At 59.2% G+C, this 15,902-nt stretch carries 12 protein-coding genes and 3 pseudogenes; 1 reads left to right on the forward strand and 14 read right to left on the reverse strand.

The window, feature by feature from the left end:
- Window positions 1-22: 22 nt before the first annotated feature.
- From KGA69_RS20010 to KGA69_RS20045, 8 genes and pseudogenes are all read right to left on the reverse strand, one after another.
- On the reverse strand, window positions 23-745 hold the full coding sequence (locus KGA69_RS20010; RefSeq protein ID WP_032715551.1) for an amino acid ABC transporter ATP-binding protein: 723 nt from the start codon (window positions 743-745) through the stop codon (window positions 23-25).
- On the reverse strand, window positions 732-1,496 hold the full coding sequence (locus KGA69_RS20015; protein WP_020079062.1) for an amino acid ABC transporter permease: 765 nt from the start codon (window positions 1,494-1,496) through the stop codon (window positions 732-734). The genes KGA69_RS20010 and KGA69_RS20015 overlap by 14 nt, the downstream gene beginning before the upstream one ends.
- A gap of 63 nt (window positions 1,497-1,559) precedes the next feature.
- The gene (locus KGA69_RS20020) at window positions 1,560-2,327 is read right to left on the reverse strand and encodes a basic amino acid ABC transporter substrate-binding protein (protein ID WP_045396186.1); all 768 of its coding nucleotides are present in this window, start codon (window positions 2,325-2,327) and stop codon (window positions 1,560-1,562) included.
- A gap of 84 nt (window positions 2,328-2,411) precedes the next feature.
- Window positions 2,412-3,339, reverse strand: a pseudogene (locus KGA69_RS20025) (MurR/RpiR family transcriptional regulator); the annotation flags it as partial.
- A pseudogene (locus tag KGA69_RS20030) lies at window positions 3,308-4,260 on the reverse strand (iron-siderophore ABC transporter substrate-binding protein). The pseudogenes KGA69_RS20025 and KGA69_RS20030, both read right to left, overlap by 32 nt.
- An 11-nt stretch (window positions 4,261-4,271) precedes the next feature.
- On the reverse strand, window positions 4,272-5,324 hold the full coding sequence (locus KGA69_RS20035; RefSeq protein WP_049061024.1) for a FecCD family ABC transporter permease: 1,053 nt from the start codon (window positions 5,322-5,324) through the stop codon (window positions 4,272-4,274).
- On the reverse strand, window positions 5,321-6,346 hold the full coding sequence (locus KGA69_RS20040; RefSeq protein WP_213292616.1) for a FecCD family ABC transporter permease: 1,026 nt from the start codon (window positions 6,344-6,346) through the stop codon (window positions 5,321-5,323). The genes KGA69_RS20035 and KGA69_RS20040 overlap by 4 nt, the downstream gene beginning before the upstream one ends.
- The gene (locus KGA69_RS20045) at window positions 6,343-7,164 is read right to left on the reverse strand and encodes an ABC transporter ATP-binding protein (protein ID WP_032707830.1); all 822 of its coding nucleotides are present in this window, start codon (window positions 7,162-7,164) and stop codon (window positions 6,343-6,345) included. Before KGA69_RS20045 ends, KGA69_RS20040 begins: the two co-directional genes overlap by 4 nt.
- A 505-nt stretch (window positions 7,165-7,669) precedes the next feature.
- On the opposite strand from KGA69_RS20045, the gene KGA69_RS20050 reads away from it, so the two are divergent.
- A complete protein-coding gene (locus KGA69_RS20050) occupies window positions 7,670-9,742 on the forward strand; it encodes a TonB-dependent siderophore receptor (RefSeq protein WP_213292617.1) in 2,073 nt (690 codons plus the stop codon).
- Between the two features lie 95 nt (window positions 9,743-9,837).
- On the opposite strand, the gene KGA69_RS20055 is transcribed toward KGA69_RS20050, so the two are convergent.
- The 6 genes and pseudogenes from KGA69_RS20055 to KGA69_RS20080 all read right to left on the reverse strand — a co-directional run bounded on the left by KGA69_RS20055 (window position 9,838) and on the right by KGA69_RS20080 (window position 15,831).
- Complete coding sequence (locus KGA69_RS20055) at window positions 9,838-10,614, reverse strand: ABC transporter ATP-binding protein (protein ID WP_045396165.1); 777 nt, start codon at window positions 10,612-10,614, stop codon at window positions 9,838-9,840.
- Window positions 10,608-11,603, reverse strand: a complete 996-nt coding sequence (locus KGA69_RS20060) for an ABC transporter permease (RefSeq protein ID WP_213292618.1) — start codon at window positions 11,601-11,603, stop codon at window positions 10,608-10,610. Before KGA69_RS20060 ends, KGA69_RS20055 begins: the two co-directional genes overlap by 7 nt.
- Entirely contained in the window at window positions 11,584-12,621 is a 1,038-nt protein-coding gene (locus KGA69_RS20065) for an ABC transporter substrate-binding protein (RefSeq protein WP_045396161.1), read from the reverse strand. The genes KGA69_RS20060 and KGA69_RS20065 overlap by 20 nt, the downstream gene beginning before the upstream one ends.
- Window positions 12,618-13,592 carry an ABC transporter substrate-binding protein gene (locus KGA69_RS20070; RefSeq protein WP_047046645.1) on the reverse strand — a complete coding sequence of 325 codons (975 nt, stop codon included), beginning with the start codon at window positions 13,590-13,592 and terminating at the stop codon, window positions 12,618-12,620. Before KGA69_RS20070 ends, KGA69_RS20065 begins: the two co-directional genes overlap by 4 nt.
- Window positions 13,593-13,597: 5 nt before the next feature.
- Window positions 13,598-14,749, reverse strand: a complete 1,152-nt coding sequence (locus KGA69_RS20075; protein ID WP_213292619.1) for an acyl-CoA dehydrogenase family protein — start codon at window positions 14,747-14,749, stop codon at window positions 13,598-13,600.
- Window positions 14,727-15,831: pseudogene (locus KGA69_RS20080) on the reverse strand (LLM class flavin-dependent oxidoreductase). The gene KGA69_RS20075 and the pseudogene KGA69_RS20080 overlap by 23 nt, the downstream one beginning before the upstream one ends.
- Window positions 15,832-15,902 lie beyond the last annotated feature (71 nt).

Below are 15,902 nucleotides of genomic sequence, written 5' to 3' on the forward strand. Positions count from 1 at the left end.
CACCTGCCCGTTTTGCTGATGGCTACAGCACCTTACTGAGGAAGGCGGCGGTGCGTGGATTGGTCGGCGCGCTAAAGATCTGCGCCGGTTTGCCCTCTTCCTGAATCACCCCCTGATCGATGAAAATCACCCGGTCAGCCACTTCGCGGGCAAAGCCCATTTCGTGGGTCACGATTACCATCGTCATCCCTTCGCTGGCGAGATTTTTCATCACTTCGAGCACATCCCCTACCAGTTCCGGATCCAGCGCTGACGTGGGCTCATCAAACAGCATGATCGACGGCTTCATTGCCAGCGCGCGGGCAATCGCTACCCGCTGCTGCTGACCGCCGGAGAGGCTGGAAGGCCAGGCATCGCGCTTATCGCTGAGGCCCACTTTCGCCAGCAAGGCATCCGCCAGGTCGACCGCCTGCTGGCGCGGCATGTTGCGCAGATTCATCGGCGCCATCAGCAGGTTTTCCAGCACCGTCATATGCGGGAACAGGTTAAAGCGCTGGAACACCATGCCAACGCTTTCGCGCATCTTGTTGAGGTCGGTCGTCCGGTCATGGGCGGCAAAGCCGTTGACCACCACTTCGCCTTCGCTCACGGTTTCCAGCGCGTTCATGCAGCGCAGAAAGGTGCTTTTGCCGGAGCCGGAGGGCCCGATAATGCAAACCACTTCCTGCGGTTTAATATCGCAACTGATGCCGCGCAGTACGTGGCTATCGCCAAAGCGCTTATGTAAGTTATTAATGTGAATCACTTTTGCCAAACCTCTTTTCCAGACGGTTAACCAGCTGCGCCAGCAGGAAGGTAATCACCCAATAGACCAGCGAGATAGTCAGGTAGGGTTCCCAGTAGGTGGCGTAAGCGCCGGAGACGGTTCGCGCCGCGTAGGCCAGATCGGCAAGCCCGATCGCCGAGGCTAGCGATGAGTCTTTAACAATAGCGATAGCGTTGTTGCCAAGCGGCGGCAGAATGCGGCGAAACGCCTGCGGCAGGATCACTTTACGCATGGTTTTCCACCACGGCATACCCAGCGCGCGCGAAGCTTCCATCTGCCCTTTATCGATAGACTGGATGCCAGCGCGGAAAATCTCCGACACGTAGGCCCCGGCGTTGAGGGTAATCGCCACGATACAGGAGAGAAACGCGCCGTAGTTAGAACGCAGTTCGCGGGCAAAATCGGCGCTCATTATCCCGCTGGTGACCAGCAGGCCGTCGCGCGGGTTAATAAACAGCGGCACCAGCGCAAAGTGTACCACCATGATCTGCACGAACAGCGGCGTACCGCGGAAGGCGCTGACGTAGAAGCGTACCGGAAACTGTACCAGATAACGCAGAATATATTTCCATGGCCCGTGCTCGGCCTTCGCCATCCGCCCCAGTCCAAGCGTTAACCCCCACAGCGTCCCGAGGATCACGCAGATAATGGTACATTTAATCGTCATCAAGGCGCCGTCCATAAACAGCGGGCCGTACTCCTCGATGATCTCCCAACGGAATCCCGTCATAGTCCTTCCCTAAAAAAATACGGCCATCGCCTGAGCGACAGCCGCGGTCACTGAAAAATGGTGTTATTGCGCAGGCAGCGTCGGTACGTTGTCATCGAACCAGGTTTTATAGATTTTGGCATAGGTGCCGTCGGCAACGATTTTCTGCAAACCGGCGTTGATTTTGCCCAGCAGTTCACTGTTACCTTTAGCGACGGCGATACCGAAATACTGGCGCTCAAATTTAGCGTCAGGCACCAGCTTGAACTGCTTTTCCGGGTGCTGCTTGATGTAGTATTTTACTACCCCGACGTCGCCTACCGCGGCGCTGACGCCATCCTCAAACAGCTCCTGCAGCATCAGCGGCGTATTGTCGAAGCGCTTAATGGAGGTACTGTTTTTACCCAGTTCCTGCGAAACCACAATATCGCCGGTGCTGGAGTTCACCACCCCAACTTTCTCGTTTTTCAACGCCGCCAGCGAGTGCACTTTTGAACCTTCCGGCACCACAATCGACTGCTCGGCCGGGAAGTATGGCGCGGAGAAATCCACCATCTGTTTGCGTTTATCGGTGATAGTAATACCCGAGATGATAATGTCGCGATCGCCGGTGCCCAGGGTGGCGAAAATGCCCTCCCAGGGAGTGTTGACCAGCTTCACGTCAAAACCTTCGGCCCTGGCGATGGCTTTGATGATATCGATATCAAAGCCTTCCAGCTGTTTTTGACTATTTTCAAATTCAAAGGGACGGTAGGTGCCGCCGGAGCCGACGGTATAGGTTTCCGCAGCCGCCTGTCCGGCTGCCGCCAGCGCGGCCATCATGAAACACGCTTTGAGCAAATTCTTGACCATGAGACATCCTTTTTATGCATTTATTTTGCATAAAAATACACACACTTAGCATGGCATGCAACCGGATAGTGAATTATCTTTTGTTCAACCGCGTTGACCACCTGATTTGCCAATGGCTCGATGCAATTCATTGATTCGCTTCATTGATTTGACCGTCTTTTGCGGCGCGGTCGAGGCGACGGACAGCACGATCATCTCAAGGCAAATCAGCACGGTGCCGTGCAGCGGCACCCGCCCGTTATCGCCGCCGCGCGGAACATCAATCACCACCTGCGCCAGTTGACTGAAGCGCGAATCTAGCGCCTGGGTGAGTAATATCGTCGGGATCCCCAGCCGCTGCGCCTCGCGCAATGTGGTCATGCCCTCCCGATGCGGTGATTTTTGCCCCATCATAATCAGCACGTCGCCGCGCTGCAGGCTAATCAACTGCTCGGCGAGACTGAAGCCGGTACGGTTGAGGGTACAGGCAGGTAAGCCAATACGATTAAACAGACGCGCGGTGTACTCGGCGAGGATCCCCGACGCCCCGATGCCAAATATCGCCACCTGACGCGCATCGCCCAATAGCGCCACCGCCTGGGCTACCGCCGCGCGATTATCGGCACGCGATAGCACCTCACAGGCGCGTTGATGCCCATCCAGCACAAAATCAATGCTGGAATTGACATCACAGGAGAGTGCCCCCACCGTCGAGCGCATCTTTTCCGACGAGGTCGCTGACGGCCCGAACCAGCGCGCCATGGTCTCTTTTAACTCACGCAGCCCGGCAAAACCCAATGCCTGAATCGCCCTCACCACGGTGGCATCGGAGGTGTGGGTGGCGGTGGCTATCTCCATTGCCGTGCGCTCCAGCACCACTTCACGATTATCATTGATGTAGTTCGCCACCTCGCGTAAACGGGGCGAAAGCTGGTGCGCGCGAGCGCGAAAACGCTCGCCAAACAGATCGACTCTGCCCTTCTCTTTTTTCACCCCTGCTTTCATTTCGCCCCCGCTGGAATCGGCCGTCCGGCGATGTGCGACTGCACCTGAGCCACCATCAGCGTCAATGCGGCGTACGAATTAGAAATAACCTCTTCGCGCGGCAGCAAAATATAGCGGCCGGTTCGGCAGGCGCGCATAAAGTCACACCAGCCGGGCATGACCGCCTCCATGGCCTTTAGCTCATCCTGCGGCTTACCGCCGGTGTCCGAACGCCAGGTGGCGAAGACAAAATCGGCATCCAGCTCCGGTAGCTGTTCAGCGCTGACGTCGATCCGCTGGCCATCGGGGATCTTGTCGATCAACGGCGGGAAGCGGAACCCGGCGTCGCGCAGAACCCGCCCCAGCGCGTGATACGAGTGGTGTACCGTTACCTTACCGTTATTCGCCTGAATCACCGACACGCGGTACTGCTGGGGGGCGACCGTGGCCTTTAGCTGTTTGATTTGTTCCTGATAACGACGTTCAAGCACCGCCAGCCGCGCCTGGCTGCCGGTGAGCTGCGCCAGTTTGCGGTAAATCAGCGGCGCGCTGCCCTGCAGGTGATCGATACTGACCGTCGGCGCGATTTTCGCCAGCTGCTCCACCGAGACATGACGGCTGGGCTCGGTAATGATCAGATCCGGTTTCGCCGCGGCCACGGCTTCAAGGTCAATATCGGCGGTGCCAATAAAGCGAATATCGCTATTGTCGAAATCGACGCCGGTTAACTGAGCGCTGGAGCGCAGGTAATGGCTGCCGTCAGGGCGCGTCCGGCCATGGCTGGCTACCGGCGGCACCCCAAGCTCGATCAGCGGGATGGTAATATCGAGATCGTGCATCGAAACGATACGCTGCGGATGCAGCGGTACGCTCACCGTACGACCTAAATCGTCGGTGAAGGTTTGCGAATCGACAGCCGCGGCAGCGCCCGCGCACAGCACCAGCAGAGAAACGAACCAACGCATAACAATCCTTTTTGATTTACAGGGCGTCACGGCGACGCCAAAGCAGAGCAATAAAAAATGGGCACCCTACCAGCGCAATGACAATCCCCGCCGGGATCTGCAGCGGCGCAAACGCCAGCCGCCCCAGCGTATCGGTTGCCAGCACCAGCAACGCGCCAATCAGCGCGCTGCCGCAGAGCAGCGCCACCTGACCGCCGCGCAGGACGAAGCGCGCCATATGCGGCGCCATCAGACCGACAAAACCCAGACTGCCAACGCAGGAAACGCTGGCAGAGGTCAGCAGCACGGGGGCGAAGAAACGCAGTAGCGTGAGCTGCGGCAAACGCACGCCAAGACCGATGGCGGTACTGTCGCCAAGCAGCGCCACATCCGCCGCGCGGGCAGTGCAGAACAGAATCAGTGCGCCAGGCAGCGCCCAGCTAAACGCCACCGCCAGCAGCGGCCAGGTCGCCGCGTGCAGGCTGCCGGAGAGCCAGATCATCGCCGTCTGTACATCGCGTACGTCGGCGGTGGTCATAAAAATGCCAACCGCTGCCGCCAGCGTCCACGACACGCCAATGCCAATCAAAATAAAGCGCGGACGTGAACAATCGCGCGCCAGCGCCAGCACCAACAGCGCCACCAGCACACCGCCGAGCATTCCCGCCAGCGGTCGCCACGCCAGCCCTACGGCCGGAAAAAACAGAATTAGCGCCAGCACGACAATGCAGGCGCCCTCTTTGACGCCAATCAGGCCGGGGTCCGCCAGACCGTTACGGGTAATGCTCTGCATCGCCGCCCCGGCCAGCCCAAGCATGGCGCCGCACAGCAGCGCCATCAAAATTCGCGGCAGGCGGATGTCAAACAGGATAAAACGCTGCTGTTCGCCAATCTGCTCCGGCGCCAGCAGCGCACGCGCCCATGTCGAAGATGGCAGCGGGAAGCTGCCTCGGCTGAGGCTGTAGAGCCCGAGAGCCAGCAAAAGCAGCAGGATGAAGGCGGCAATTTTTAATGAAGCCGGGCGCAACAACAGATGCCTTGAAGCAAAACCCAGTGGCCGAAATCCGGCGCGGTGAACGGCGCGTTTCATTTAAAAAACCTCGCGGCGATAAAGATAAATAGCGGTGCGCCCACCAGCGCGGTCATCGCGCCGGTCGCCAGTTCCTGCGGCGCGACGAGGGTACGGGCGGCGATATCCGCGAGCACCAGCACCAGCGCCCCGACCGGCGCCGCCAGCGGTAACGCCAGACGAATATCTTGCGTTATCAGACGGCGCACTACGTGCGGCACCACCAGCCCGACGAACCCAATTGGCCCGGCGACCGCCACCGCCGCGCCGCACAGCAGCGCGATAGCGACCAGCCCCAACAGTCGGGTCTGCACCAGATTCACCCCCAGCCCCAGCGCCACTTTATCGCCCAGCGCCAGCACGTTCAGGCGTGGCGCGAGAAGCAGCGCCAGTCCCATGCCAGAAAGCGCCGGCACCAGCGCCGCCTGTAGGCTAGCCCAGTTCAACCCGGCCAGATCGCCGGCAAGCCAGGTGCGCATCGCCAGCAGCGTTTGTTCATCAAGAATTAATATCGCCGCCGTCACCGCCGAGGCAAACGCCGAGATCGCGACGCCGCATAGCGTGATGCGCAGCGGCGTCGCCCCGCCGCGCCCGGCAGCGGCCAGCGCCATCACCCCGCCGAACAGCAGCGCCGCGCCACAGGCGGCGGTTAGCGGGCGTGCTGCCGGAAAATCGCCGAGAGAGAGGCCCAGTGCCGAGGTCGCGACCACCGCCAACGAGGCGCCGGCGTTGAGCCCAAGGATATGCGGCTCGCCAAGCGGGTTGCGGATCACCGTCTGCAGCAGTACCCCGGCAACGCCAAGCGCCGCGCCGGTCACCAGCGCCGCCGCCAACCGAACCAGACGTAAATCAACAATAATACGGTGATCGAAGTTCCGCGGGTCGTACTCGATCAGCGCCTGCAGGACCGTCTGCGGCGCGATCCAGCGGGCGCCTAAACCAAGATGAATCAGCGAACCGGCGATTAGCATCAGGGTTAATAGCAGCATGGCCAACCGCGGACGAGTACGACGCCGCGTGGCGTACAGCACGGCGGCGCTCATCGGGCAACGGCCTGGGGTGCGCGAAACGGCATAAAGAAAGGTTTGCCGGTTTGCGGATTGATTGACATCTGCACATCAACATCAAAGACGTTTTTAATCAGTTCGGGGCTGCAGATTTCCTGTTCTGAAATGGTCCCGGCTATCCGCCCCTTTTTGAGAAATACCAGCAGGTCGGCATAGTTCACCGCAAAGTTCAGGTCGTGAAGCACCGTCACTACCGTGCGGCCATGTTCGCGGGTCAGGCTTTGCAGCAGTTCAAGAATTTCGACCTGATAGCGCAGGTCGAGCCAGGTGGTCGGCTCATCCAGTAATATGGTTTTCGTCTGCTGGGCCAGCGCCATCGCTATCCAGCAGCGCTGACGCTGGCCGCCGGAAAGGCTATCCACCGCCAGATGGGCGAATTCGGCGGTGCCGGTTAATAGCAGCGCCTCTTCCACCGCCTGTTCATCGGCTGCAGACCACTGGCGCATCAGCCCCTGCCACGGGTAGCGCCCGCGCGATACCAGTTCGAACACCGTGAGCCCTTCCGGCGTCAGCGGCGATTGCGGCAGGATCCCCAGCTGGCGGGAGACCGTTTTGGTCGGCATGTCGTGGATGGCCTTTCCATCCAGACGGACGCAGCCGCCGAGCGGCTTTAGCATCCGGGCGATGGTCGATAACAGCGTTGATTTGCCTGAGCCGTTAGCCCCGGCAAGCACCGTCATTTTACCGCTGGGGATCGTCAGGTTAATGTCATCGACGATAAGCGTCTGGCCATATCCGGCCGACAGGGATTCCAGGACGATCCCCTTTTCTGCAGGGTTTACCCGCTGTGGCATAACTCGCTCCTGCGCCGCAGCGTTCCGGCGTCCGCCTTCAACGTTCTGCAGTCAAATCAAAATAAATCTCATTCTCTTTTGATCATGAAGGGGATGAATGTAGTAGTCAATACTGTGCTTCATGTTGCTTCCTTCACGTTGACCATCTCGCGAATCGACAAAATGAATTTTATGAATAGCATTTATAATCAATAAAATAAGAGCATCTTACCGCCTACGACAGGCTGCGAAATCGCGCTTTTCTTCTGCGATGATTTTTTATCTTACATAACATTTACTACTACATTTCTTCGTGTTTGAATGATTCTCAATTACATATCTGAAGGCGCGTTCAGACGCTTAACAGATAGGTTTTATTTTCAGGGCAATGATTTTATTGGCTTTATCTGACCGCAAAGGCAGATTCGTTCACGAGAAACAGATAATGACTCAACCCCATGTCGCCTGCAGGACGTTGCAAGGGCGCGCGCTTTTTTCGCTTCTTTTTTTAGCCTCACCGGGATTAATGGCCGCAGAAAATAACGCGGCAAAGAATACCAAGGACGCGGAGGACACCATTACCGTGGTGGCTGACGGCCGCCAGCAGAACGCCACCAGCGGTTATCAGCCGCTGAGTTCGTCCACGGCGACATTGACCTCAATGCCGCTGCTGGATATTCCGCAGGTGGTGAATACCGTCAGCGACCGGGTGCTGGAAGATCAGCACGCTACCTCGCTGGATGAAGCGTTGTATAACGTCGCCAACGTGGTGCAGACCAATACCCTCGGCGGTACCCAGGATGCCTTTACCCGCCGCGGCTTCGGCGCCAATCGCGACGGTTCTATCATGACCAACGGCCTGCGTACCGTTCTACCGCGCAGCTTTAACGCCGCGACCGAACGGGTGGAAGTTCTGAAAGGCCCGGCCTCGACGCTGTACGGTATTCTCGACCCCGGCGGACTGATTAACGTTGTCACCAAACGCCCCGAGCGCCAGTTCTCTGGTTCGGTTTCCGCCACCTCCAGCAGTTTTGGCGGCGGCACGGGTAGCTTCGACGTGACCGGTCCGATAGAAGGGACTCGTCTGGCCTATCGACTGATCGGCGAATATCAAAATGAAGATTACTGGCGTAATTTCGGCAAGAACAAAAGCAGCTTTATCGCCCCTTCCCTGAGCTGGTTTGGCGATAGCGCGACTATTACCGCTTCGTATTCACATCGCGATTACAGCGCTCCTTTTGACCGCGGCACCATTTTCGATCTCAATACTGGCCACGCGGTCAACGTCGACCGTAAAACCCGTTTCGATGAAGCCTTTAATATCACCGATGGTTATTCCGATATTGCCCAATTGAATGCCGAGTATCGACTTAACAGCGCCTGGACCGCGCGCTTTGATTACAGCTACAGCCAGGATCACTACAACGATAATCAGGCCAGGGTGATGGCCTATGATTCTGCGACCGGCAACCTGACCCGCCGGGTCGACGGTACCCATGGCTCAACGCAAAAAATGCATTCCACCCGCGCCGATCTACAAGGCAATGTGGTCATCGGCGGCTTTTATAATGAAGTGCTGACCGGCGTCGCCTATGAGAATTACGATCTGCTGCGTACCGATATGCTGCGTTGTAAGAACGTGAAAGGCTTTAATATTTATCATCCGGTTTACGGCACTCTCGATACCTGTAATACCGTCTCCGCTGCCGATAGCGATCAGCGTATCAAACAGGAGAGCTACGCAACCTATCTGCAGGACGCCCTGTATCTGACCGACAACTGGATTGCCGTGGCCGGCGTACGCTACCAGTATTACACCCAGTATGCCGGGAAAGGCCGACCGTTTAACGTCAATACCGATAGCCGCGATGAGAAATGGACGCCGAAGGCAGGCCTGGTCTACAAGGTAACGCCAAACGTGTCGCTGTTTGCTAACGTCGCCCAGTCGTTTATGCCGCAGTCGTCGATTGCCAGCTACATCGGCGAACTGCCGCCGGAAGAGTCCACCTCTTACGAAGTCGGCGCCAAATTCGACCTGTTAGAGGGTATTACCGCCAATATCGCATTATTTGATATTCATAAACGTAACGTGCTGTATACCGAAAGTATCGGCGACGAGACGGTGGCGAAGACCGCGGGTAAGGTTCGCTCGCGCGGCGTGGAGGTGGATCTGGCGGGCTCGCTCACCGATAACCTCAGCATCATCGCCAGCTACGGCTATACCGATGCTAAAGTGCTGGAAGATCCCGATTATGCCGGTAAACCGCTACCGAACGTGCCAAAACATACCGGTTCGCTGTTCCTGACCTATGACATTCATAACGTCTATAACAGCAACACCCTGACCGTTGGCGGCGGCGGCCACGCGGTCAGCAAACGGTCCGGCACCAACGGCGCGGATTATTATCTGCAGGGCTATGCGGTGGCCGACGTCTTCGCGGCTTACAAAATGAAGCTGCAGTATCCGGTAACGCTACAGGTGAATGTGAAGAACCTGTTCGATAAGACCTATTACACCTCGTCAATTGGCACCAATAATCTCGGCAACCAGATTGGCGACCCGCGTGAAGTGCAGTTTACGGTGAAAATGGATTTTTAAACCTTGCCCTGCCCCGGATAGCGGCGCGCTGCGCCTTATCCGGGCTACTTCCCCCCAGCCCCTTCTGCGGGGAAATACCGGACAACGCACCTGGCTTACCAATCCTCTTCCTGGCCGAGGATACGCAAAATATCCTGCCGATGCTGCAATAACAGCGGATTGTCGCGATGGCGGGGAAACGCCAGCGGCAGCGTAAACTCAGCGATAATTCGCCCCGGCCGCGGCGACATCACCAGCACTCTCTCGCATAGCAGCAGCGCTTCTTCGATATCATGAGTGACCAGCAGGCTGGTATAACCCTGCTGCTGCCATAGCGCAATCAGTTCGCGCTGCATGCTGATGCGAGTAAGTGAATCCAGCTTACCCAGCGGCTCATCAAGCAGCAGTAAACGCGGTTCATTGAGCAACGCGCGCGCCAGCGCCGCACGCTGTGCCATCCCACCGGAAAGCTGCCGCGGCCACGCCTCGCTGAACGCCTGCAGCCCGATGCGCGAAATCAGCGCGTCGGCCTTCGGCTCCAGCCCCTTTTTCCCCTGCGCCTGCGGCCCTAGCAGCACGTTCTGCCGCACCGTCAGCCACGGATAAAGCGTCGGGTCCTGGAAAACGAGGATCCGTTCCGGCCCCGGTCCGCCCATCGCCGCATCGTCAATCTCAATATACCCGCTTTGCTGTGGCTCCAGCCCCGCCAGCAGGCGCAGCAGCGTCGATTTACCGCATCCTGAAGGGCCAAGCAGCGCAACGCTCTCGCCTGGCCGCAGCTGCAGGCTGATATTTTCCAGCACCGGCACCGTTTGTTTGCCCAACGTAAACGCATGATGAAGATGACGTACCGCCACCGCCGCGCCGGTCGAAATTGTCTGGGCACTTACCATTGCATTCCTCCGCGCTGCCAGCTCAGCAGCCGATCGCGAATCATAAATAGCCCGCTAATCAGGCCGGAACATAACAACGCCATCACGAATAGCGCCGCGTACATATTCGGATAGGCCGCCCAGCCCTGCGCCCACTGTAGATAAAAACCGATCCCGGATTTGACGCCGACCATTTCGGCGACAATCAGCACCGAAAACGACGCGCCAAGCCCCATAAACAAGCCGACAAACACGTTCGGCAGCGCGGCGGGGATCGCCACGCGCAGGATCAGAAATCGCTGGCTGGCTCCCAGCGTTCGCGCCACGTCATACCACGCTTTATCGATACCGATGACCCCGGACCAGGTCAATACCGTGACCGGGAACCAGGTGCTGAGCGCAATCAAAAACACACTGGCGCCGAAGCTGGAAGGAAAGATAAACAGGCATAGCGGCAGCAGCGCAGTGGAAGGCACCGGCCCCAGCAGGCGTAAAATCGGATGCACCCAATAACCAATACGCTGAGACCAGCCAATCGCCAGCCCGCTGATAAACCCGCAGCTGGTGCCAAGCAGCACTCCGAGTCCGAGCAGCCCCAGCGAATGCAGCAGGCTATCAAGCAGCCGCGGCCAGTCATCGTGCAGCACTTCAACCAGCGCCTGCGGCGGAGCGAAAAACGGCACCGGCAACAACGCCGTTTTGGCCGTCAGCCCTTCCCATAGCGCAAAGAGCACCGGCAGCAGCGCCAGCCATTTCCCGGCACGCTGCAAACGCGCCCCCCGCTGGCGCCAGTAACGGTAACTCAGCGTCAGTAACAGCAGGCCGCCGCCGAGAGTGAACTGCGCCAGCGCCCACTCCTCGCTAAACGGCCAGCGCCGACCAGCATCGGGCCATGCCTGCGAGAACAGGCCGCCCAGCAGCCATAGCGCGGCGGCAAGCCCGCCCTCCGTCCATAGCAGAGCGCCGGGCCCCGGTCGGGCGAGCGCGCGATCAGGCGAAAACGTTGACATAAATACTCTCCGCAAACTGATGAGGATCGGTTCCCGGTTTGATGACCTGTACCCGCTGCAGATCCACGGCATACTGCGTCAGCTCTTTAACAAAAGCCTCGCCCACCGCATGATGGCCGTGCCCCTGGCCGTGAAGAATGCCGCTCACCTCCGCTTCGTTAGTGTTTAGCGCATGGGCGAGAAAAGATTGCGCCACGCTTTCCGGGTGCGCGGCGGCGTAGCTGTGCGCTTCCAGAATCGCCTGGGTAAGCGCGGCCGCCGCCGGTTTATGATCGCGCGCAAGGGAGCCGCTGACGCCCAGCACGCAGCAGCTAAGGTTGGCGTAATCGCCGGTCATATTGCTGGCGATTAGCTGATATTTGCCGGTTTCCAGCAGGCGATAGCTGAAGGGTTCGCTGCCGCTGATGGCGGCGATTTCGCGTTTATCCAGCGCCACGCTGAGCAGGTCGGCCGGATAGACTTTCCACTGCACATCGCTAATCGGGTCGATACCGTGGCGTTTCAGCAAGATGGCGAAGAAGTTTTTATCCGGCCCGGCCATATCGGTGACGCCAATGGTTTGCCCTTTCAGACTCTCCAGCGCGCTAAAAGGCGAGTTTTTGGCCGTCAGCAGATTCAGGCAGCCGCCGTGCGTCCCGGCGGTGAGCTTGACATCAAAGCCCTGCTCCAGCGCCTTCAGCCAGCGTAGCGCCATGCCGACCCCGGCGTCGGCCTTGCCGGTGGCAATCGCTTCCAGCAGGACATCCGTCGAGTTACCGAAGTTAACAAACTCAACGTCGAGATTATATTTACTAAAAATCTTCTGCTGCTCCGCGACGGCGACCGGCGCCAGGCACACCGCGCTTTTGTTGATCGCCAGCTTGATTTTGTAAGGCTGCGCCAGACGCAGCGCCGGATATTCATCGCCGCTCGCCATCTCCGCCATATCGTGAGCCCATAGCGGCGCAGACGCCCCGGCCAGCGCCAGACCGCCGGTAAACTGTAAGAAACGACGACGGGTAAAACGTGTGGTCATCATGGCGCCGCCTCCGCATGAACCGGCGCGACGGGCACGCTGAAGCCGTTATCAAATGTCGGCGTTACATCGAGCTTTGCGCGAATGAGGCCGTTGGCAAGATAAAAGTCCGCCGTCGACTGCTGCTGGGCGACCGTCGGCGCGTCCAGCCGCTGCCACTGCGACTGGCGGTTGGCAAACTGCGCGCGGGCGATCTCCGCCGGGAAGCGAATGATCTCCCCCAGCGTTTTGCCATAGCTATCGAGATTGGCATAAGCCCAACGCTCGGCGCCGGCCAGTCGGGTGAGATAATCCTGAAGCGCCGCGCGCTTTTGCGGATCCTTCAGCGCATTATCGGTGGCGGCCAGGAAAGTATTACCCGGCAGCAGCCCTTTGCCGCTCACCAGAATCTGCCCTTCGGCGGTTTTCACCAACTGCGTGGTATAGGGCTCCCAGGTCGCCCAGGCATCTACCGAACCGTTAAGCAGCGCGACTTTCGCATCCACCGGGCCAAGGAATACCCACTGCACATCCTTCGGCGAAATCCCCGCCTGCTCCAGCGCTTTCAGCGCCACAAAATGGCCAATCGATCCTTTACCGGTGGCAATGCGTTTACCTTTTAGATCCGACGCGCTTTTTAACGCGCTGCCGGGCGGCACCAGCACGGCGGTCCCCGCCGGGTTGCTCTTATCGACGGCAATAGCTTTTACCGGCGCGCCGTTCGCCAGCGCGAACAGCAGCGGCGCATCGCCGATAATCCCCACGTCAACCGCGCCGGCGTTGAGCGCTTCAGCCAGCGGCGCGGCGGCAGGAAACTCGGCCCATTTAATATCGTAAGCGAGGTTTTGCAAGGCGTTAGCAGCTTCCAGTTGCGACCGCATGCCGCCTTTTTGATCGGCAATTCGCAGGGTGATTCTTTCCTGAGCCGCAACATAGCCGCTCAGCGTCAATAGCATTAGCGCCCCGGCTATGCGGGTAAAATGAGGTATGCGCATCTGAATTATCCTTGTTGTTGAAAAGCGTGTTTACCCGCCGCCTGCCACGCGCTGTCGTTCTGCGGCGTATGTACCCGCCCGCACAGGACGTTGCGATAGTGGCGTTCCAGAGGATTTTGCCGGCTTAAACCATGATTGCCGGTGAGTTCAAGCGCCAGATTGACCGCCTGAATGGCGTTATCGGTGATAGTGACTTTCGCCAGATTGGCCTCAATAGCGGAAAAGCCCAGCTCCGCGGCATTCTCCAGCAGCGCGCGGTTAACCAGCAGCAGCCCCTCTATCTGCCCCACTTTTTCCTGTACCCGCGGCAGACTGGAAAGCGGTTGTCCAAGATTGCCGGGAACCCGCGCGCCGAGCCACGCGACAAGCCAGTCGCGCGCCGCGCGGGCCACGCTGTCGTAAATCGCCGCCAGCAACGCCGTATGACGGTTAGCAAACAGACGAAATTGTTCGGCGTCCGGCGCGGGCGGCTCGTCGGCGGGCCAAACGTCTACCGCGTGCCCGGCGGATACCTGCACGTTTTTCAGCACCACCTCGTGACTGCCGGTGGCCCGCATGCCGAGGTGATCCCAGCTTTTCACTACGCTGATGCCCTCGCTGTCGGCAGGAACCAGCCAGCTACCGACCAGCGGCGGATTGTCGTCGCTACGCGCCCACAGCGCCAGCCAGCTCAACCCTTCGATCCCGGTGGTATAAATTTTGTGGCCGTTAATCAGCCAGCCCCGGCTGTTCCGGCTGGCTATCGTTTGCGGCAGACCGCCGCGCGCCGGAGAGCCCAGATCCGGCTCGACGCGCAGGCTATTCATCAACCCGCCGTTTGTGAGCGCATCATCAAATACGCGCTGGCGTAGCGGCTCAGCCCAATGGACATTTTCCGCCAGCCGCAGATGATGCAGGTACTGCATGCAGACAATCAGCGCGGTCGCCGGTTCGCCCCAGGCGATGGCGGCAATGGCCTGTTGCAGCTTGGCTAAACTGGCGCCTGATCCGCCGTACTGCTGCGGTACGGCAAGGCTTAAAAACCCGCGTCGGCGCAGAACGTCAATATTGCGATGGGGGAAATCGCCGCTGGCATCAAGGCTGGCCGCCTCCTCCGTCATCAGATGGCGGATCTCCGCGAGCTGCCGCACCCATTCATCGCTGGGGTGAGGCCTCATGATGCGCGCTCCGCCACGGCGCGCAGCGCGGCTTTTTCGCGGGTAATCGGCAGCAGCGCTTTGCCATACTCCTGCGCATCGTTCAGCGGGTCGAATCCGCGGATCAGGAAGTTACGTACGCCGAGGTCGTAGTAGTCGAGCAGCGCATCGGCAACCTGTTCCGGCGTGCCGACCAGCGCGGTGGAATTGTGGCCGCCGCCCACCAGCTGCGCGATGCCGGTCCACAGGCGTTTATCCACCACCTTACCCTGCGCCGCCGTAGCCCGCAGACGCTGCGCGCCAACGCTATCGGGCTTGGCTTTAAAGCCCCCTTCACTCTGCGCCGCCCGCTCGGTGGCGACATGCAGAATATGCTCGGCCTTCTCCCAGGCTTCCGCTTCGCTATCGGCGATAATCGGCCGGAACGACACGCTGAAACCGATCTCGCGCTGATGTTTTGCCGCTTCCGCCCGTACCCGCTGGATAGTTTCCGCCGTTTGCGCCAGCGACTCCCCCCATAGCGCGAAGACGTTAGCGTGTTTACCGGCCACCGTAATCGCCGCTTCCGATGAACCGCCGAAATAGAGGGGAATATGCGGTTTCTGCAGCGGGCGAATAGCTGACCAGGCCTGTTGCGCCTGATAAAAATCATTGTCGATGTCCACCGGCTGTTCGGCGGTCCAGACCTGGCGGATGGTATCGAGGAAGGCGTCGGTGCGCGCATAGCGCTGGTCGTGGTCGAGATAATCGCCGTCACGGCGCTGCTCGGCGTCATTGCCGCCGCTGATGATATGTACCGCCAGCCGGCCGCCAAGCAGATGTTCAAGGGTGGCGAATTTACGCGCGGCGAGAGTTGGCGAGACAAAACCGGGGCGGTGCGCCAGCAGGAAAGCTATCTTTTGCGTCGACAACCCCGCTAGCGCGGTCACCAAAAAGCCGTCGGGTTGATCGGACCAGTGCCCCACCAGCAGGCGGTCAAAACCCGCGGCTTCATGTGTTTGCGCGAAGCGCACAATATAATCACGGTCAAAAATCGGCCCTACCGGGGCGATGGTTTCCGACGACAGGCGGTGGCCGATCATGCCGAGAAACTGAATGCTCATACAGAACTCCTGGTAGTAAGGTAATGAATGGGCCGCGGCGGCGGCGCGTTTTCATTACCCTATACACAGGC

The sequence above is a fragment of the Klebsiella sp. A52 genome (genome assembly GCF_018388785.1).
GTDB lineage: Bacteria > Pseudomonadota > Gammaproteobacteria > Enterobacterales > Enterobacteriaceae > Klebsiella > Klebsiella aerogenes.